Source organism: Paraburkholderia sp. SECH2 (assembly GCF_030464795.1).
In the GTDB taxonomy this organism is placed as follows: Bacteria; Pseudomonadota; Gammaproteobacteria; order Burkholderiales; family Burkholderiaceae; genus Paraburkholderia; species Paraburkholderia aspalathi.
In genome coordinates this window covers 212,392-231,551 of the sequence record NZ_JALPRH010000003.1, presented here as the reverse complement: position 1 = coordinate 231,551, position 19,160 = coordinate 212,392, and the positions used below count along the sequence as shown (strand labels likewise).

The 19,160-nt window shown below is 61.4% G+C and carries 17 protein-coding genes; 9 read left to right on the top strand and 8 right to left on the bottom strand.

Annotated features, from left to right (window positions below; genetic code table 11):
• The first annotated feature begins 91 nt into the window (after positions 1 to 91).
• The 3 genes from M0D66_RS08155 (at position 92) to M0D66_RS08145 (ending at position 3,917) form a co-directional block, all read left to right on the top strand.
• Complete coding sequence (locus M0D66_RS08155; RefSeq protein WP_266210523.1) at positions 92 to 823, top strand: enoyl-CoA hydratase/isomerase family protein; 732 nt, start codon at positions 92 to 94, stop codon at positions 821 to 823.
• Between the two features lie 146 nt (positions 824 to 969).
• On the top strand, positions 970 to 2,385 hold the full coding sequence (locus tag M0D66_RS08150) for an MFS transporter (RefSeq protein WP_211702582.1): 1,416 nt from the start codon (positions 970 to 972) through the stop codon (positions 2,383 to 2,385).
• A gap of 20 nt (positions 2,386 to 2,405) precedes the next feature.
• Positions 2,406 to 3,917: an aldehyde dehydrogenase gene (locus tag M0D66_RS08145; RefSeq protein WP_266210522.1), complete on the top strand. Its 1,512-nt coding sequence runs from the start codon at positions 2,406 to 2,408 to the stop codon at positions 3,915 to 3,917.
• 164 nt (positions 3,918 to 4,081) lie between these two features.
• On the opposite strand, the gene M0D66_RS08140 is transcribed toward M0D66_RS08145, so the two are convergent.
• On the bottom strand, positions 4,082 to 5,023 hold the full coding sequence (locus M0D66_RS08140) for a substrate-binding domain-containing protein (protein ID WP_266210521.1): 942 nt from the start codon (positions 5,021 to 5,023) through the stop codon (positions 4,082 to 4,084).
• 478 nt (positions 5,024 to 5,501) lie between these two features.
• On the opposite strand from M0D66_RS08140, the gene M0D66_RS08135 reads away from it, so the two are divergent.
• Positions 5,502 to 5,810 (top strand): hypothetical protein, encoded by a 309-nt coding sequence (locus M0D66_RS08135; RefSeq protein ID WP_266210520.1) that lies wholly within the window; start codon positions 5,502 to 5,504, stop codon positions 5,808 to 5,810.
• 136 nt (positions 5,811 to 5,946) lie between these two features.
• Here M0D66_RS08135 and M0D66_RS08130 read toward each other — a convergent pair whose 3' ends face one another.
• The 6 genes from M0D66_RS08130 to M0D66_RS08105 form a co-directional block, all read right to left on the bottom strand.
• Entirely contained in the window at positions 5,947 to 6,774 is an 828-nt protein-coding gene (locus M0D66_RS08130) for an ABC transporter permease (protein ID WP_093646123.1), read from the bottom strand.
• Between the two features lie 38 nt (positions 6,775 to 6,812).
• On the bottom strand, positions 6,813 to 8,066 hold the full coding sequence (locus M0D66_RS08125) for an ABC transporter permease (RefSeq protein WP_266210630.1): 1,254 nt from the start codon (positions 8,064 to 8,066) through the stop codon (positions 6,813 to 6,815).
• Positions 8,067 to 8,103: 37 nt separating this feature from the next.
• Positions 8,104 to 9,150, bottom strand: a complete 1,047-nt coding sequence (locus tag M0D66_RS08120; protein ID WP_200653322.1) for an ABC transporter substrate-binding protein — start codon at positions 9,148 to 9,150, stop codon at positions 8,104 to 8,106.
• 1 nt (position 9,151) lies between these two features.
• Complete coding sequence (locus M0D66_RS08115) at positions 9,152 to 10,333, bottom strand: ABC transporter ATP-binding protein (protein WP_266210519.1); 1,182 nt, start codon at positions 10,331 to 10,333, stop codon at positions 9,152 to 9,154.
• Between the two features lie 32 nt (positions 10,334 to 10,365).
• Positions 10,366 to 11,532 carry an SRPBCC family protein gene (locus M0D66_RS08110; protein WP_266210518.1) on the bottom strand — a complete coding sequence of 389 codons (1,167 nt, stop codon included), beginning with the start codon at positions 11,530 to 11,532 and terminating at the stop codon, positions 10,366 to 10,368.
• Between the two features lie 182 nt (positions 11,533 to 11,714).
• A complete protein-coding gene (locus M0D66_RS08105) occupies positions 11,715 to 12,641 on the bottom strand; it encodes a LysR family transcriptional regulator (protein WP_093646132.1) in 927 nt (308 codons plus the stop codon).
• Between the two features lie 272 nt (positions 12,642 to 12,913).
• Between M0D66_RS08105 and M0D66_RS08100 the strand changes: the two genes are divergently transcribed.
• The 5 genes from M0D66_RS08100 (at position 12,914) to M0D66_RS08080 (ending at position 18,251) form a co-directional block, all read left to right on the top strand.
• Positions 12,914 to 14,272 carry an NAD(P)/FAD-dependent oxidoreductase gene (locus M0D66_RS08100; RefSeq protein ID WP_200619152.1) on the top strand — a complete coding sequence of 453 codons (1,359 nt, stop codon included), beginning with the start codon at positions 12,914 to 12,916 and terminating at the stop codon, positions 14,270 to 14,272.
• Positions 14,273 to 14,325: 53 nt separating this feature from the next.
• Entirely contained in the window at positions 14,326 to 14,763 is a 438-nt protein-coding gene (locus M0D66_RS08095; protein ID WP_266210517.1) for a RidA family protein, read from the top strand.
• A 10-nt stretch (positions 14,764 to 14,773) separates the two neighbouring features.
• Entirely contained in the window at positions 14,774 to 15,451 is a 678-nt protein-coding gene (locus tag M0D66_RS08090) for a DUF1028 domain-containing protein (protein WP_266210516.1), read from the top strand.
• Positions 15,444 to 16,631 carry an acetylornithine deacetylase gene (gene argE, locus M0D66_RS08085; RefSeq protein WP_266210515.1) on the top strand — a complete coding sequence of 396 codons (1,188 nt, stop codon included), beginning with the start codon at positions 15,444 to 15,446 and terminating at the stop codon, positions 16,629 to 16,631. Before M0D66_RS08090 ends, argE begins: the two co-directional genes overlap by 8 nt.
• 192 nt (positions 16,632 to 16,823) lie before the next feature.
• Positions 16,824 to 18,251 (top strand): cytosine permease, encoded by a 1,428-nt coding sequence (locus M0D66_RS08080; RefSeq protein ID WP_266210514.1) that lies wholly within the window; start codon positions 16,824 to 16,826, stop codon positions 18,249 to 18,251.
• A gap of 113 nt (positions 18,252 to 18,364) precedes the next feature.
• Here the strand turns inward: M0D66_RS08080 and M0D66_RS08075 are convergent, their stop codons facing one another.
• Entirely contained in the window at positions 18,365 to 19,126 is a 762-nt protein-coding gene (locus M0D66_RS08075; protein WP_266210513.1) for an SDR family oxidoreductase, read from the bottom strand.
• Positions 19,127 to 19,160: the final 34 nt, after the last annotated feature.

Here is a 19,160-nt window from a genome sequence, read left to right as displayed (position 1 = left end):
ATACGCTGTATACAGATTATACACCCGCAATGACTTGCACGACACAGGCGTAAGCGCTGAAGCGTCCACGCCGGTCGATACAGGAGAAGCTATGGATCGCAGTTCATTCCCGCAGCCGGTTTTGATCGAGCGAACGGGCGACGTGCTGAGTTTTACGCTGAATCGCCCGGACGCAGGTAACGAGGTTTCCGGCCTGATGTTCGAGGCAATGACGGCGGCGTTACGCAGCGAAGCCGCTGAGCCGAGCGCGCGTGTGCTGCGCATCCGCGGGACCGGCAACGTGTTTTGCACCGGACGCGAGCGCGCCGGGCGCGATGCCGTGTCGATCCGTTCGGAAGTCGCGCGGCTGATTGAACTGAAGCGCCTCGTGCGCGGCACGTCGATGATTTCGATAGCGGAAGTGGATGGCGATGCGCACGGCTTCGGCTTCGGACTCGCGATTCTGTGCGACTTCACGCTCGTGTCGTCACGCGCGACGCTCGCATTTCCCGAGATGCGCAAGGGCTTGCCGCCCGCCGCGATCATGGCCTATGTGGGCCGCTACGCCTTGCCGAAGACGCTGTTTCCGATGGTGCTGTTCGGCGACACGTTGACGCCCGCCGCCGCGTTGCAGGCGGGGCTGATCACGCAGGTCTGCGAGCCTGCTGCGCTGCGCAGCGACGCCGACGCCCTCACCGATCGCATCCTCGCGCTCGACGACGCGGGCGTGCGCCAGTGCAAGGCGTTCTTTCAGGCGGCGGAAGAAAGCCCGATCGAACAGAACTTCCGCAGCGCGACCGACATGCTGACCGTCACGAGCCTGCGACTGATGCACGACCGCTGAGCGCGAGCTCACCCAGCGAAGTCCGTACATGGCGCGCGCGGACTTGTCCTGGGAAAGCTCGCGTTTCTTCAGCACACCGGCAGTATGCATCTTGCATGGGACAAGAGTAAGTGCCAAAGCGCTAACTCGGTCGACAGGAGACAGACATGAACGTCAACGCAGGGCCACGGCTCGACCGTTTGCCGATGTCGGGATTTCATCGGCGCATCATGTGGTTGATTGGCATCGGCATGTTCTTCGACGGCTTCGACATCTACGTCGCGTCGACCGTGCTCGGTGCAACGCTCAAAACCGGCTTCTCGACACTCGGCCAGAGTGCGCTGTTCGTGTCGCTAACCTTTCTAGGCATGATGCTTGGTTCGCTTGGCACCGGTTTTCTCGGCGACCGCTTCGGCCGCCGTTTCACGTATCAGGCAAATCTTGCGGTGTTCGGACTCGCGTCGCTCGGTGCGGCCCTCGCGCCGAACATGAGCGTGCTGATCGCGTGCCGCTTCGTGATGGGCCTCGGGCTCGGCGCGGAAAATGTCGTCGGCTATTCGACATTGACCGAATTCGTGCCGCCACAAAAACGCGGCAAGCTGCAAGGACTGATGGCCGTGTTCGTCGTGTCCGGGTTGCCGGTCGCCGGGCTGATCGGTTTGCTGCTGATCCCCGCGTTCGGCTGGCGCGCGATGTTTGTGCTCGGCGGCTTCGGCGCGCTAGGTGTCTGGTATGCGCGCAAGTCGCTGCCCGAGTCGCCGCGCTGGCTCGACTCCGTCGGTCGCCATGAGGAAGCCGACGCGATCCTGAATCGCATCGAAGGCGAAGTCATCGAAGCGCGCGGCGGCGAGCCGCTGCCGCCGCTTGTTGTGGCAAAGACGCCCGGGCAAGCGGCAACCTTGCTATCGTTTGGATCGCTTTTCAGCGGCACGATGCTGCAACGGATGATCGTGGGCTGCGTCACCCTCGTCGTCATCAATACGCTGCTGTACGGCTTCGTCACCTGGTTGCCGACCTTTTTCGTGCATCAGGGCTTCAGCATCGCGAAGTCGTTCGGCTTCGCACTCGTCATGTCGCTCGGCGCGCCAATCGGCTCCGCAATCGGCGCATTGACGGCGGACTCGTGGGGCCGCAAGCCGACCATCATCGGCGCGTCGTTCGCTGCAATCGTGTTCGGCGCGATCTATCCGTTCGTTTCGGATCCGCTGCTGCTGCCCCTTGTCGGCCTGTTACTGACCATTCCGATCTACGTGCTGGTCGCTCTACTGTTCGCGATTTACGTACCGGAACTCTTTCCGACCGAAGTCCGGCTGCGTGCATCGGGCATCTGCAACACGCTGGGTCGCGGCGCAACTATCGTCACGCCGTTTATCGTCGTCGCACTGTATGCGCAGCACGGCATTGTCGGTGTGCTGGCGTTGATGATCGGCCTGCTCGTCATTCAGATCGTCGTGGTTGCGTGGCTCGGCGTCGAGCCGACCGGCCAGCGTCTCGAAGACCTACAGCCCACCAACCTGCAAGCAAGCGATGCGATGCGCACCGACGCGCCGGGCGCCGATGCGCATGCATCGTCTCTCAAGTGAACCACCTGGAATTGATCTCTATGGACACAGTGAACCAGACACATCTCGATGCACAGCTTTTCATCGACGGCGCATGGATAGACGCCGACACCGGCCGCACGCTCGACATCGTTAATCCAGCGACGGGTGAAGTGATCGGCGCGCTCGCGGCCGCGTCGCAACAGGACGTGGACCGCGCGGTGCGCGCGGGCCATCGTGCGTTCGAAAGCGGTGCGTGGCGCGACATGCCGATCCAGCAACGCGCGCGTGTGCTAAACCGCTTCGCCGATCTGTTCGAAGCGGACCTCGAACAGTTTTACAAACTCGAAACGCTGAACAACGGCCGACCGATCTCGGAGACGCGCGCGCAGATCTCACGTCTGCCGCAGTTCTACCGCTATTTCGCGGCGCTTGCGCTGACGCGCCGCAGCGACGTGATTCCGATCGAAGGGCCCTACCTGTGCTACACGCAGCGCGTGGCGCTCGGCGTCGTCGCGTTGATGACGTCGTTCAATCATCCGCTGATGATTCTGTCGAAGAGTCTTGCGCCCGCGCTCGCTACGGGTAACAGCGTCGTCATCAAGGCATCCGAGCAGACACCGCTGACCACGGTGCGCCTTGTGCGTCTGCTGGATGAAGCAGGCGTGCCGAAGGGTGTCGTCAACGTCGTGAACGGCGAAGGACGCGAGGCAGGCGCGGCGCTCGCGCAGCATCCGCTGATCCGCAAGGTCGTGTTCACGGGCGGCACGGAAGTCGGCCGCTCGATTGGCGAAGCGGCGGCACGCACCTTCGCGCTGACGACGCTCGAACTCGGCGGCAAGGGCGCGGTGATGCTGTTCGACGATTTCGACATGGAGCGCGCGGTCAACGGCGCAGCGTTCGCCGCCTTCATCGGTGCGGGGCAGACCTGTGTGTGCGGCGCGCGGATTCTGGTGCAGAAGTCGATCTATTCGGAGTTTCTCGAACGTTTCCGCGCGAAGGCCGCGAGCATTCGCGTGGGCGATCCGGCCGATGTAAAGACCCAACTCGGGCCAGTGATTTCGGACCGTTCGCGTCAGCGCATTCTCGCGATGCTGGAGCGCGCGCAGGCGGCGGGCGCGAAGGTGCTGACGGGCGGCGGCGTACCGTCCAACCTGAAGCAGGGCTTTTTCATCGAACCGACCGTGCTGTATGACGTCGATCCGCGCTCGGAGATCGGTCAGGATGAAGTGTTCGGACCCGTCACCGTCGTGATGCCCTTCGACGACGAGGCGGACGCGATCCGCATCGCCAACGACACGCAGTTCGGCCTCGCCGCTTCCGTGTGGACGCAGGACGTCGCGCGCGCGCATCGCGTTGCGAGCAAACTCGAATTCGGCATGGTCTGGGTCAACGATCATCACCGGCTCGACCCGGCCTCGCCGTGGGGCGGTTTCAAGAACAGCGGCGTGGGGCGCGAGACGGGCGTCGAATCGTTCGATCAGTTCAGCGAGCCACGTGCGGTGACGATCAATGTAAGCGGCAAAACCGTCGACTGGTATGCGGACGATGGTGAGCTGAAACGTCTTAATTGATTCTTCCGAAATGACGCAAGAGGCTAGTGTGGGCGACCGGATTGTGCGAAGCGGTTCCTCGCGGGTCACGTAGCATGCATCGCGCAATGCCGAACCACGCTGTCGCCGCACTGTATGTCATCAATACAGTGAAATACCGGCCTAGGAAGCCCTATCGCGCGCCGCTATCGCCTGTAGTTGGCTAACACGGCGCGTATCGCCGGGTCATTCAAGTTTTCGCGTGTCACCGTCACCACGTCGACAAATATCTTGGGACGAGGCGGCTGGCCCTGCAAGGCAGCGACCAGCGTCTCGACCGACCGATAACCCATACGGTAAGAATCTTGCACAACGTCCGCGTGTATCACGCCGTGCTCAAGCGCATGCAGAAATTCCGGGCGCCAATCGAACACAACCAGACGAGGACGAGTACTCACGGGCATCTCTTCGACGACGTGCAAGGCCCCATAGGCTATCGTCTCGTTCGGAGCGAAGACCGCGTCGAGGTGCCCTACGTCACCGGACAGTGACTTGCGCACCTGTGCTTCCGTCTCGCGAAACTGATACCCGACGTAAGGGGCGATGACCACACGCCACCCCATTTCACGCGCGACAGCCAAAAACCCCTCTTCTCGCGCGGTTGTCGAACTGATATTCGGCGCGAGTCTTAGCACTGCAATTCTGGCGCCCTTGTGCAGAACGGGTACCAGACTCAGGGCCGCCGTTCTACCTGCTGCGAAATTGTCAGTGCTGACTGTGGAAATCGCGTTGTAGTCCCTGCTGCTCCGGTCGACGAATACCGTAGGAACGGCGATCGGAATCGGCGTCGCTACGTCTTGCAGTGGTTCGGGCGCCAACACGATACCCGCTACGCCGCTCTTCACCAGGTAGTCGATCATTCTCAACTGGATATTGGGTTCTGCGCCGAGTGACATTCCGTCGGAAGGGCTGCGCATTAGCAGTTCGACATGAAGATCGTCAGCGGCACGATGCATACCCCTGCTCATCGGCCCCCAGAAATCCAGGCCCGAGCCGGCGAGCACCACACCGATCTGGGTGGCAGACGCCGCCTGCACTATCCCCGCCAATACAGTAACCACTATAAGAAGTGAAAGCGTTCTGCGCATTGAGTATTGCCGTCGTACCGAATATGGGTTCTGCTGTGTACGCAACGCGGCTCAAAAGGGCCGCAACTGATTTAGCCCGTGTCATCGCGGAATAACCCGGATGACTTGTCCCAAGCATTGGGAAATTAATTGCACCCGAAGGAAGTGTCAATGCATTTCGGATATCAATCCCTCCGCCTCCAGCTTGCCTCGGCGACCTGAAAGGCCCGTGGTCATTCCCTTAGCGGATTAGGGGTAACCCCAAAAACCGAAATACATCCTTGCGAACAATGCGCTTAATTATCAGCGACCGCTTTCCTAAACTTTGCTTTACCTGCTATGGCCCTAGGCAGCGATCTGTGGTTTGCGTCATGTTATTACCGTGAAAGGTCGCGTGAGTTTATTTGATCGCCACGAGCCAGGCGTGCAACGACGCTACGGAAAAATATGAATGAGTCGTTTGCGTCGAAATTCCAGTCAAAACAAGGAGGAACCGGTCATGAAGAAGACAACCAGCACATTAATCGCGGCCGTCGCCGCACTCACGCTGTCGGGTGGCGCTTATGCACAGGCCAACAACACGCTGGCAACCCCGAGTGTAGTGTCGCCGGCCGCAGCGTCGCCAGCCAATACAACGAGCGGCTACGGCACGCCTGGCGCCACCAATTCGGACAGCGGCATGAGCACCGCGTCGCCGAACTCAGGCATGCCGAATGGCACGAGCAATAGCTCGACGTCCCTCACCAACCTTCCCGGGAGTCACAACACGCTGGCGACTCCGAGCGTAACGTCGCCGGCCGGCCAATAGTCCGAGTCCCTCGTTCGCCACCCGTCATAAGAAAGACCGCTGTCCGTAAGGGCAGCGGTCTTTTGTTTTTCTCCCCGTCCTCTTCCTGCCCTCATCCTGGCAGCGGTCGGGAATGGCCCTGGGTAGCCTCGATGCGTCAGATAAGAGCGTTGCTGGCGGCGGCCGCGCGGCCGCGCAGCCAGTTAATGCTCGCGAAGAGCAGCACGGCGAACACGATCAGCATCGTCGCCACCGCGAGGATCGACGGGTCGATCGAGTCGCGAATACCGCTCCACATTTGTCGCGGCACGGTTGTTTGATCCGGGCCGCCGATAAACAGAATCACGATGACTTCATCGAACGAGGTCGCGAAAGCGAAGACGCTGCCGGTCGCGACCGCCGGCGTGATGAGCGGCAAGGTCACACGCCTGAATGTGACCCAGGGCGTCGCGCCGAGCCCGGAAGCCGCGCGCAACAGACTCTGATCGAACGAAAGCAGTGAGGCCGTCACGGTGATCACGACGAATGGCGTGCCGAGCGCCGCATGCGCCAGCACCACGCCGGGATACGAGTTCACAAGACCAAGCGGCGCGAAGATCAGATAGAAGCCCGCGGCGACGACGACAATCGGCACGATCATCGGCGAGATGATGATCGGCATGATCAGCGAGCGCAGCGGAAACTGCGCGCGCGAAATGCCCAGCGCCGCGAGCGTGCCGAGACACGTGGCGATCAAAGTCGAAGCCGCGCCGATGCCGATGCTGTTCAGGAGCGATCGTTGCCAGGCCGCGCTCGTGAGCGCCTGCTCATACCAGCGCAGCGAAAAGCCCTGCAATGGGTACGAGAAATACGAGCCTGAATTGAACGAGAGCGGGATGATCGCGAGAATCGGCGCAATCAGGAAGAATAGGACAAGTGCTGTATGCAGCCGCACCCAGCGCGCGGCGACGCGTTCCGTCAGCACCGTGTTGCGTTTATCTGGCATATCGTTCCCTCGTCGTATCCGCGTGTGTCAACCGGGTCTCAACCGAAGCGCAAACGGTCGATGCCGACAATGCGGTTGAACAGGAAATAGAAGATCGCCGTGAAGATCACGAGATAGGCTGAGAGCGCACCGGCGAGGCCCCAGTTGAGTTGCGTGTTGGTCTGGATTGCGATGAGCTGACTGATCATCTCGTCGCCTGCGCCGCCGAGCAGCGCGGGCGTGATGTAGTAGCCGAGCGCGAGCACGAACACGAGGAAGCAGCCCGCCCCCACGCCTGGCAGCGTCTGCGGCATGTAGATCCGCACGAACGCAACGAACGGGTGCGCCCCAAGCGATTGCGCGGCCCGCACATACACGGGCGATACGCTCTTCATCACCGAGTAAATCGCGAGAATCATGTAGGGCAAAAGTACGTGCGTCATACCGATGAGCACACCCGCGCGATTGAAGATGAGCGGCAGTGGATGGGTAGTGAGACCAAGGCCCATCAGCAGGCTGTTGATTACGCCACCAGGTTGCAGCAAAACGTACCACGCAGTTGTGCGCACGAGCACCGAGGTCCAGAACGGCACGATCACAAAGAGCATCAGGCGGTTACTGCTTTTTGCGGGCAAATTCGCGAGCAGCCATGCGACCGGATAGCCGAGCACAAGGCACAACAGCGTGACCGTGCCGCTGATCGAGATCGTGCGTAGGAACGCTTGCCGATAGATCGAAGCGTTGTCCGGCACGAACGCGACCGAACCTTGCGGCGTCACTTGCGCATCGACGGCCGCGAGCAGAAAGTCGGGCGTCGGCGACGTGGCGGCGCGCTTCAGCAAGCGCCAGATTTCCGGCGAATTCCAGCGTGCGTCGAGTTCGACGAGCGCCGGTTTCCACGCGGGCGGCGCATCGGGGGGCAACTGGCGCGCGGTGCGCATCAACAGGCTACGAAACTCGGCCTGATCGAAGTTCAGCCGCCGCGCGACAGTCCCGAGCTGCCCGCTTTGCTGCGCCTCTTTGAGCCCCGCAGCGAGCAGAGCGAACATCCGCTCGTCCGGCACGCCCTGCCCGTCCCATGCATTGAGCGCGCGTGTGAGCGCGGGCATGCTGTCGGGCACTTCATGGTTCTCCACGCTGCGCGCGAGCAGGAGCGCAATCGGAGCGATGAACGTCGAAAGCAGAAACACGATCAGCGGCAGCGCGAGCAAAAGCGCTTGCACCGACGCACGGCGGCGCGCCTTTTGAAACGACGCGCGGCCGTCGGCCCTCGTCGGAGAGCCCGGGGCCGTGGCTCGGGCCGAAACGGGCATGTGGGTAGTCACGTTGGGCTCTCGTTGGACGATCGTGTTACTGCGTCAGCCACACCTGGAAACGCTTATTGATCTGGTCTGCGTTGTCGGCCCAGAAGTTCGCGTTGATCTGCAAGGCGCGCTTGAAGTTCTCGGGGGCAGTCGGCAGATCGGCGAGGCGTTGCTTGTCGACCAGCGCGATTGCATCCTTGCGCGGCGGCGCATACGCGATGTACTTCGACAGATCCGCATACGCCTTCGGCTGCGAAGCGGAGACGATGAATTTCGCGGCGGCGTCGGCGTGCTTCGCGCCCGTCGGAACGGCCCACCAGTCGAAGTCGTAAACCTGCGCGTCCCAGACGGTTTTGAATGGCTTGTTGTCCTTCTTCGCGGCGTCGGAAATGCGGCCGTTGTAGGCCTGCGTCATCACGACCGCGCCGTCTGCGAGCAACTGCGGCGCCTGGGCACCCGACTCCCACCACACGATGTTCGGCTTGATCGTGTCGAGCTTTTTGAACGCGCGATCCACACCGGCGGGCGTAGCGAGCACCTTGTAGACATCCTTCGGATCGACGCCGTCCGCAATCAACGCCCATTCCATCGTTACCTTCGGCGACTTGCGCAGGCCGCGTTTACCAGGGAATTTCTGCAGATCGAAAAAGTCGTTGACGGTGGTCGGAGCCGTTTTCAGCTTGCTCGTGTCGTACGCGTAGACCGTGGACCAGACCATGCTTGCAACCGCGCAATCGCTGATCGTGCCGGGGATGAAGTCGCTCGTCTTGCCGAGCGTCTTCTTGTCGAACTTCTGCAGCAGGCCTTCGTCGCAGGCAGTGATCGCATCGTTCGTTTCGAGGTCGATCAGGTCCCACGTGGTGTTCTTCGCCTGCTCCATCGCGGAGAGCTTCGCGAGGCCGCCGTCATACGATTCGGTCGAGAAGCCAATGCCGGTGGCTTGCGTGAACGGTTCGAAATAGGCCTTCTTGGCAGCCGCTTCATACGCGCCGCCGAAGGTCACGACGGAAAGCGTCTCCGCCGCCTGGACGGTCACTGTAGCGAATGCGAGTACGGCGAGTGCGGCGCTTTGTGCTTTGATGAGAGTGCGCATGTCAGTTGGCTCCTGCTGGTGCGGTCGTGATGATGGAAGGTGAGAGCGGTGTGGATGCGGGAATCACGGGCGCGCTGCGTGGCACGCTCATCGCGAGAATCTTGCAGTCGTCGTGGCGCCATGCGATCTCGATCGCGCTGCCGGGCGAAGGCAGCGCATGGCGCTGCGTATTGGGCACTTTCACGACGAAGGAGTCGCGCGAACCGAGCGCGAGGTGCACGCGATGATGATCGCCGCAATACACCAGCTCCTCGACGCGTGCGCGCACCACGTTGCTGTGTTCGTCGACGGGCACGCCCTCGGCGCTCGGGATATGTGCGCGCTCGGGGCGCAGCGCGAGCATCGCTTCGTCGCCCGTGCTCAGACCGGGTTCGCAACGGCCACGAATGACGCTGCCGTCCGAGAGCGCGAGCGTCGCCCACTCCTTGTTCGCATTGACGACGCGCCCGGTCAGCCCGTTGTTTTCGCCGACGAAGTTGGCGACGAAGGCGTTCTGCGCGTTCTCGTAGAGTTCGCTGGGCGTGGCGGCTTGCTGAATACGGCCATCGGAAAACACGGCGACGCGGTCCGACATGGTCAGCGCTTCGGCCTGATCGTGCGTCACGTAGACGATCGTAAGCGACAACTCGCGATGCAGGCGCATGATTTCGTATTGCATGGTTTCGCGCAGGCGTTTGTCGAGCGCACCGAGCGGCTCATCCATCAGTACCACGCTCGGCTCGAACACGAGCGCGCGAGCGAGGGCCACGCGCTGCTGCTGCCCGCCGGAGAGCTGCGCGGGACGCCGGTTCGCCAGATGCGGCAGTTCGACCATCTCGAGCGCGCGCTTCACGCGCGTCTTCTGCTCGGCGCGGCTGACGCGCCGCACAGAGAGCGGAAACGCGACATTCTCTGCAATCGTCAGATGCGGAAAGAGCGCGTAGTTCTGAAACACCATGCCGATGTCGCGCTGATGCGGAGGCTTGTCGTCGAGCCGCCGTCCGTCGAGGCGTATCTCGCCGCGCGTGGGCGATTCGAATCCCGCAAGCATCATGAGCGTCGTCGTCTTGCCTGAACCGGACGGACCCAGCAGCGACAGGAATTCTCCCTTGCTCACGTCGAGGTTCAAGTCATCGACGACGTATTGCGCGCCGTCATACGACTTGCTTACGCCCGAGAACGAAATGAAGGAAGGGTTTGACATCGTGATCGCGTCCTGTCGATGATGCGTCTTGATCAATGCGTTTTCTCGAACTGCATCGCGGCGATTTTGCTGGCGATGTAGCGGGCGAAATCATAGTTGGGCCGTTCGAGATGGCTTAAGTGACCGGGCTTCGCGAGCGGCGCGTGCACGCCGCGAAAGACGGCTTCCACGCCGCGTTTGTCTTCCGCGTTCACGTCGTCGAGCAGCTTCTTCAACGTCGTCATGTGCGCGTTGGCCTCGGTATCCGCGACGAACTCCGGCGCAAGCCCGCCGCCGAAGCGGATATGCACGCGATCCACGCCGTGAGGTTGCAGCACGAGATACCAGAAGTAGCCCGGCGTAAGCGTGACGAGATGCGTCGGGTAGATCGCGAGCAGCGCTGTGGTCTTGCGCCAATGTCCCGTGAGGCGCGTATTGTCCGGATGCGCGTTGCCGATGGGCAAGGACGCTTCCTTCGTGATCCAGTGATAGTTAAAAGCTGGATACCCCGGCGGACATTCCATTTCATCGAGCCGCGAATGCGGTCCTACCGTCGCGCGATGCAGCATGGGCAGGTGATAGCTTTCCATGAAGTTTTCCGCGAGGATCTTCCAGTTCGTGTCCCACACGTGCTCTTCATAGAAAGTTTCGATGTAGTCCGACATGCCGTACGCACCGATGAGCTCGTTTAGTTTGGCGAGTTGCGCGTGAACGGGCGGCGCGTTTTCGTCGAGTGTCACGTAGATCCAGCCTTGCCATTCTTCGCAGCGCACGACGGGCAGCTTGTAGCTTTCCTTGCAGAAGCCCTCTTGCCGATCCATGAGCGGCGCGCCTTGCAGGGCGCCATCCAGCGAATAGTTCCAGGCGTGATAGGGGCAGACGATGCGGCGCACGTTACCACGTCCTTCGAGCAGCACCGACATGCGATGCAGGCACACGTTCGACATCGCCTTGATCTGCATCTGTTCGTCGCGCAGTACGACGATCGGTTGCGCTCCAAGTCGCGCCGTCATGTAATCGCCAGGCACCTTGAGCGCACTGGCGCGGCCGACGCATTGCCATTCGCGCTCGAAGATAGCGCGCTCTTCCAGCGTGAGGAATTCGGGCGACGTATAGACACCGGGCGGCATTGCATGCGCATCGCCGAATGACCGTTCGCAACCCGTCTGCAGTTCGTCGACCAGCGCTTGCACTGCGATCGTCCTTGCCGGGTTGGCCATGGTGTCCCCCTTGATTCTTCACGGTGAAAGCGCGGCAACGCAAGGCTTTACGGCGTAGCGCTCAACATGGACACCAATCTATCAAGCCAAATTGCAAGCCAAAATATTGTTTTTAGATACAAAGCAAAGGTTTTGCCTATGCAGCGCGCGCAGACCTAAAGCAGACGATCGCGCTTTCCTGATCATGCGTCGATATGCAGGCGCCGTATATAGGTTTCGCAGAATGACGTGAAGCGATGCACGACCTGGCGCGGCTTCATCGTGCGCGATTGCGCGATGCCGAGCATCGTGGCGTTGACGTTGTCTTTGAAACGCTTAATGACGAACTCTTCGCCATCCACAGTGCGATTCGATTTGAGCGGAAAGTTCAGGAGGCTATAGCCGAGACCGTTGGCCACCATGCCGCGCACAACTTCCGGCTGCGACGAGCGGAACGCGGGCACGGGGCGGCTGCCCACCGCATCGAAGAGCGCGGCGAAATACTCGCGGCTGTGCGGCAGGTCGAGCATCACGTAGGGCTCGGGCAAGAGATCCGCGAGCGATACCTTGCGTGCGCGTGCCAGACGATGCGTCCTCGGCAGGATTGCGTAAGGCGGCAGCGAGAGCAGCGGCGTGAAGGCGATTTCCTCTGTCAAATCGAGGCTGTAGGTGAGCGCAATGTCGAGCGAGCCGTCGTGCAGGCCACGCAAGAGGCCATCCTGATGCGCCTCGACAGTGCGAAACGAGATACCCGCGTGCTCGTCGACGAATCGGCTAATCAGCCGCGGCATGAGCGGCGGCGCAAGCGAGACGAGGCAACCGAGCGTGATGACGCCCGTCATGCCGCCGTCCATTTCCTTCGCGGTCGTCTGCAATTCCTCTGCAATCTTCAGCAGATTACGCGCTTGCCCGAGCAGATCGCGACCGGCTTGCGTGAGCGAGAGACCGCTCGCGTGATGCCGTATGAAGAGTTGCACACCGAACGACACTTCGAGGTCCGCGAGCGCCGTCGAGATCGACGGCTGCGAAATGTGCAGACGCTTCGCGGCGGCAGTGAAAGACAGCGCTTCCGCGGTGACCACGAAATAGCGCAACTGGCGCAACGAGTAGCGCAACGGTTGACTCTCCATCTGCAACGCTCCGTGTTCAAAGTCCCCAATGGGCGGCATTGTGAAGCGATCAAAAAGGCTTGCATAGGTAAATCCGATGCTATGCATTTTTTAAATATATTTTTCAGATTCTGAATGGGCGCGTAGATTTTCACGAAAGACGAACGGACCAGGTGGCGACGCGCTGTCGGAAAACACTACCGGGTCCGCCACGATCGCGAGCCCTCGAAGGCCGCTACGCCGTGACACCGCGATCGAATCGAAACATTCCGCGTTTTCAGAAGGACACAGCTATGACAGTGGAAACAACGTCAATCGACACGCTCGTCGTCGGCGCCGGCCAGGCCGGCGTCGCCATGAGTGAACATTTGAGCAAGCTTGGCGTGCCGCATCTTGTGCTCGAACGCGCTCGTATCGCCGAGCGCTGGCGCACGGGACGCTGGGATTCGCTGGTTGCCAATGGTCCCGCGTGGCACGATCGTTTCCCCAATCTCGAGTTCGCCGACTTTGACCCCAACGCATTCGCGTCGAAGGAGCAGGTCGCGGACTATTTCGTCGCTTATGCGGAGAAGTTTGAAGCGCCGATCCGCACCGGTGTGGAAGTGAAAAAGGTCGTGCGCAATGCGGGGCGCCCAGGCTTCACCATCGAAACATCGGAGGGCACGATCGAGGCCAATCGCGTGGTGGTCGCGACGGGGCCCTTCCAGCGCCCTGTCATTCCGCCAATCGCACCGCAAGATTCGAGTCTCACGCAGATTCATTCCGCCGACTATCGCAATCCCGGGCAATTGCCCGAAGGGGGCGTGTTGGTGGTCGGGGCCGGATCGTCAGGCGTGCAAATCGCGGACGAGTTGCAACGTGCGGGCAAGCGCGTCTATCTGTCGGTCGGGGCGCACGATCGTCCACCGCGCGCCTATCGCGGCCGCGACTTCTGCTGGTGGCTCGGCGTGCTCGGCGAATGGGATGCAGAGGTCATGAAGCCCGGCAGAGAGCACGTCACCATTGCAGTGAGCGGTTCGCGTGGCGGCCATACGGTGGACTTTCGGCGTCTCGCGAATCAGGGCATCACGCTCGTGGGTCTCACGAAATCGTTCGATAACGGCGTGGTGACCTTCGAAGCCGATCTCGCGGAAAACATCGCGCGCGGCGACGAAAACTATCTGTCGCTGCTGGACGCGGCCGACGCGTACGCCGAGCGTAACGGTCTCGATCTTCCCGAAGAGCCCGAAGCCCGCGTCATTCCTGCGGATCCGGAATGCGTGACGCACCCGTTGCACGATCTCGATCTGGCGAAAGCCGGCGTGACATCGATTGTCTGGGCGACCGGATATGCAGTCGATTTTAGCTGGTTGAACGTCAACGCCTTCGATGAAAAGGGTAAGCCGAAACATCAGCGCGGCGTATCGAAGGAGCCCGGCATCTATTTCATCGGCCTGCCCTGGCTATCGCGCCGAGGGTCCGCATTCATCTGGGGCGTGTGGCACGACGCGAAGCACATTGCCGATCACATCGTCACGCAGCGTAAATACCTGGCTTACTACGACGACTCGCAAGGCCAGGCACCGAGCCGCGGCGAGGAAAGGGTTGAAAGCGTTGACAACACCTCCGCCGGCTCACGCATCCACAAAGTCAGCGAGATGGGCGTGAATTGATGCGTACGCCTCTTTAATCCGCGATCCATTTCTTCCTACATTAAGGTGCATTGATGAGCCAACCTACGCATGCCCGTATCCGCATGTTCAACACGAAGGATACGTATCCGAACCAGACGCTCGACAACGATCTTTGTCAGGCCGTGCGCGCCGGCAATACAGTCTATGTCCGCGGCCAGGTGGGCACGGACTTCGAAGGTCGCCTGATCGGCATCGGCGATCCGCGCGCCCAGGCCGAGCAAGCGATGAAGAACGTCAAGCAGTTGCTCGAAGAAGCCGGCAGCGACCTGTCTCACATCGTCAAGACCACAACGTTCCTGACTGACATCCGCTACCGCGAGCCGGTCTATCAGGAAGTCGGCAAGTGGTTAAAGGGCGTGTTTCCTATTTCGACCGGCCTGGTGGTGGTCGCGCTGGGTCAGCCGCAGTGGTTGATGGAAATCGACGTTATCGCGGTCATTCCGGATGGATGGACGCCGCCGACGGCCTAAGGAGCGGGACATGACATTCTCAATCGTCGGACGTTGTCCGGAATCCGGGCAGCTTGGCATCGCGATCAGTTCGTCCAGCATCGCGGTGGGCGCTCGATGCCCATGGTTGCGCGCAGGCGTGGGCGCGGTGGCGACGCAGAACGTCACGCTGCCCGCGCTTGGCCCGCAGGTTCTCGATCTTCTGGAGAACGGGCAACTCGATCCCACTACCGCATTGGACCGTGTGCTCGGCGCGAGCGAGTGGAGCGAGTACCGCCAGGTGACGGTGATCGATGGCCAGGGGCGCACGGCGTTCTTCAGCGGCAAGGAAGCGCTCGGCACGTATCACGCTGTCGCCGGCAAGCAGTGCGTAGCCGCAGGCAACATGCTCGCCGGCATCGAAGTAATCGAGGCAATGCTTCCGGCGTTCGAGCAGGCATCCGGCACGCTGGCCGATCGCCTGCTCGCGGCCATGCATGCCGCGATGGCTGCTGGCGGCGAAGCGGGGCCCGTGCATTCGGCGGCGCTCAAGATCGTGGGCGACGTGAGCTGGCCGATCGTCGATTTGCGGGTCGATTGGATCGATGACGACCCCATCGGTCAGCTCGACACGCTATGGCAAGCGTATCGGCCGCAGATGCAGGACTACTTGACCCGGGCGTTGAATCCGACCGCCGCGCCCAGCTACGGAGTGCCCGGCAATGAATGACAGATCCAGCCGGGCGCTGCTCGAACGGCTGATCGGCTTCGCCACGGTCAGCCGGGACTCCAATCTGGACATGATCGAATTCATTCGGGCTTACCTGGAAGAACTCGGTGTCGAAAGCGAGCTGTTCTACAACGCCGAGCGCACCAAGGCGAATCTGTTCGCGACCATCGGTCCGCGTGAGCACGGCGGCATCGTGCTGTCCGGCCACACCGACGTGGTGCCTGTCGATGGTCAGGCGTGGACCGTCGATCCATTCCGTCTCACTGAACGCGACGGGCGGCTGTATGGCCGCGGCACGGCCGACATGAAGGGCTTCATCGCTTCGGTGCTGGCAGCGGTGCCCGGGTTTCTCGAGCGCGAGCTGAAACAGCCGGTGCACCTCGCCTTTTCGTACGACGAGGAAGTCGGCTGCCTCGGCGTGCGGCCGATGCTGGCGGAACTTGAGCGGCGTGCGCACAAGCCGGCCCTGTGCCTGATCGGCGAGCCGACCGAGCTTAAGCCGGTGCTGGGCCACAAGGGCAAGCTGGCGATGCGCTGTCAGGTGAAAGGTGCGCCTTGTCATTCGGCTTATGCGCCGTATGGCGTCAACGCGATTCAATACGCGGCGCGGATGATCGGCCGCCTGGAAGAGATCGGCGAGCAGTTGGCGCAGCCTCAGCATCACGACGAGCGATTCGATCCGCCCTTCTCGACCGTGCAGACGGGCGTGATAAAAGGCGGCCGTGCGCTCAACATCGTGCCGGCCGAATGCGAATTCGACTTTGAAGTGCGCGCGTTGCCTGGTTTCGACGCAAATCAGGTAGCCGACGAGTTGCTGACCTACGCCGAGGTTGAGCTGCTGCCGAAGATGCGCGCCGTGCAGTCCGATACCGACATCCGCCTTCAGCCACTCTCCGCTTATCCGGGATTGGCTACGTCGCCTGACAGCGAAGCGGCGCGTCTTTTGGCGCTGCTTAGCGGTTCCACTGAGTTCGGCACGGTCGCATTCGGCACCGAGGGCGGGCTGTTTGATCAGGCGGGCATTCCAACCGTGGTCTGCGGACCCGGCAGCATGGACCAGGGACATAAGCCGGACGAATTCGTCACGGTCGAGCAATTGCGTAATTGCGATGCGATGCTGGCTCGGTTGGGAGATTACATTTCGGCCGCGGCCGCGTCGCGAGACGTATGCGTCAAATAGCGAGGCCACTGTCTCGCGCCAAAGTTAGATGATCTGCAAGACCACGTAACTCAAATACTTTCGAATGCCAGGCATGGCGATTCGGTGGACCGAACACGCCTGATTACGCAAGGCGCAGAGCATGCGACAGGAGTAAGCGCTTTGCACGGGACCAGAGTAACGCGCTAACTCCTGTCAACACTGGAGACAAACTTGAATACTTCCGAACGCGACGCTTCGCCGTTGATCGAAAAACACACCATCGGCTACGTGCCGCCAGAAGATCGCCATGGCAAGGTGCGCGACCTGTTCACGCTATGGTTCGGCGGCAATATCGCGCCATTGCCCATCGTTACTGGCGCACTCGGCGTGCAGATATTCCACCTGAACTTGCTGTGGGGCATCGTCGCGATCATCGTCGGTCAGGCCGTCGGCGGCGTGCTGATGGCGTTGCACTCGGCACAGGGCCCTCAGATGGGCATCCCGCAGATGATTCAAAGCCGTGCGCAGTTCGGTTCATGGGGCGCGCTGCTCGTCACCGTGATCGCAGGCGTGATGTACGTGGGCTTCTTCGCGTCCAATATCGTGCTTGCCGGGAAGTCTCTGCATGGCATCGAACATGGCATCCCGGTTCCTGTCGGCATCGTGATCGGTGCGGTGGGATCGGGGCTGATCGGGGTCATCGGTTACCGGCTCATTCATATTCTGAATCGCATCGGAACCTGGGTGCTTGGAATCGGGATTTTCGTCGGTTTCGGCTATATCCTCACGCATATCTCTACAGGCGATTTCCTGACGCGCGGCGGATTCAACTTCGCCGGCTGGCTCGCGACTGTTTCGCTGTCGGCGCTCTGGCAAATTGCATTCGCCCCCTACGTGTCCGACTATTCGCGCTATCTGCCGCAGAACGTGCGCGTCGCATCGACGTTCTGGGCGACCTACCTCGGCTGCACGATTGGCTCAACGCTCGCGTTCGTCTTCGGCGCGGTAGCCGTGCTCGCGGTGCCGCCCGGCGCCGACGCGATGGACGCCGTCAAGCAGGCCACCGGACCGCTCGGGCTGCCGATGCTCGTCCTCTTCCTGCTGAGCGTGATCAGCCATAACGCGCTGAATCTTTACGGCGCGGTGCTCGCGGCCATCACGTCGCTGCAGACATTCGCTTATCGCTGGATTCCCACGGCGAAGGCGCGTGCCGTGCTGTCGATTGCGATTCTCCTTGCATCCTGCTACGGAGCGATTGGCGCTTCGACGAATTTCGTCGGCAATCTGGTCGATCTCGTGCTCGCGCTGCTGGTTGTGCTGGTGCCGTGGACCGCGATCAACCTGATCGACTTCTATGTGATCCACAAGGGGAAATACGACATCCAGTCGATCTTCCAGGTGGACGGCGGCATCTACGGCCGCTTCAATCCACAGGCGCTGATTGCCTATGGGATCGGCATCGTCGTACAGATTCCGTTCATGAGCACGCCGATGTATACGGGTCCCGTGCCGAAGTATCTCGACGGCGCGGATCTCTCGTGGGTGATCGGCTTGCTTCTGACATCGCCGCTGTATTACTGGCTCGCGTCGCGGGACACCGCCTATCGGCGCAGACAGTCCGGCGCAAGTGTCACGCGTGGTCCGGCGAGACAGTCATGAGCATACTGCGCGGTCACGACGACCGTGCCGATTTTCTCGCCGGAATCGATCTCATGCTTCGCGGGATCGAGTCAGCGGGCCGTCGCTGATCTGCCATAGCCGTACCCTGCTGCTCACTTGCCGCCAGTAACATCGAGGAACGTGCCGGTGATGAAGGAAGCCTCGGCGCCTGCTAGCCATAGGATCGCCCGTGCAACCTCTTCAGGTTGACCGCCTCTTCCCATGGGGATCGAGTCTTTAACGCGATCCACCCGTCCCGGCTCGCCGCCGCTAGCATGCATCTCAGTGTAAATGTGCCCAGGGCGAATGCAGTTGACGCGTATCCCATCCCGCGCGACTTCTTTGGCGAAGCCGATAGTGAATGTTTCAAGCGCACCCTTCGACGCCGCGTAGTCGACATATTCGTTCGGACTGCCAAGCCGGGCCGATGCCGATGAGATGTTGATCACGGCGCCGCCCCGCCCGTTGTGGCGATACGACATCCGCTTCACCACCTGCTGCACACAGAGGATAGGGCCGATCGAGTTGATCGCGAAGATACGCTGCATCCGCTCGAATTCGAAATCCTCCAGCCGGGACTGCTGCGCAATGATCGCGGCGTTGTTCACCAGCACATCGATCCGGCCAAACTTCCGGTCGATCGCGGCGAATAGCTCAGCGACCTGCTCTGGATCTGCGCTGTCTGCGCGCATGGCTAAAGCCCGGCGCCCGAGCGCTTCCACATCAGCCGCCACCGCAAGGGCGGCAGACTCGTTGGAGACGAAACTGATCGCTACATCGTAACCTTGTGCGGCGGCAAGCCGCGCAGTCGCCGCGCCTACGCCGCGACCTCCACCCGTTATCAGAATCAACGGGGCCTGCGGAACAGCATTCATTTAGTGATCCTCCACGTGATAGTGCCGGTATAAA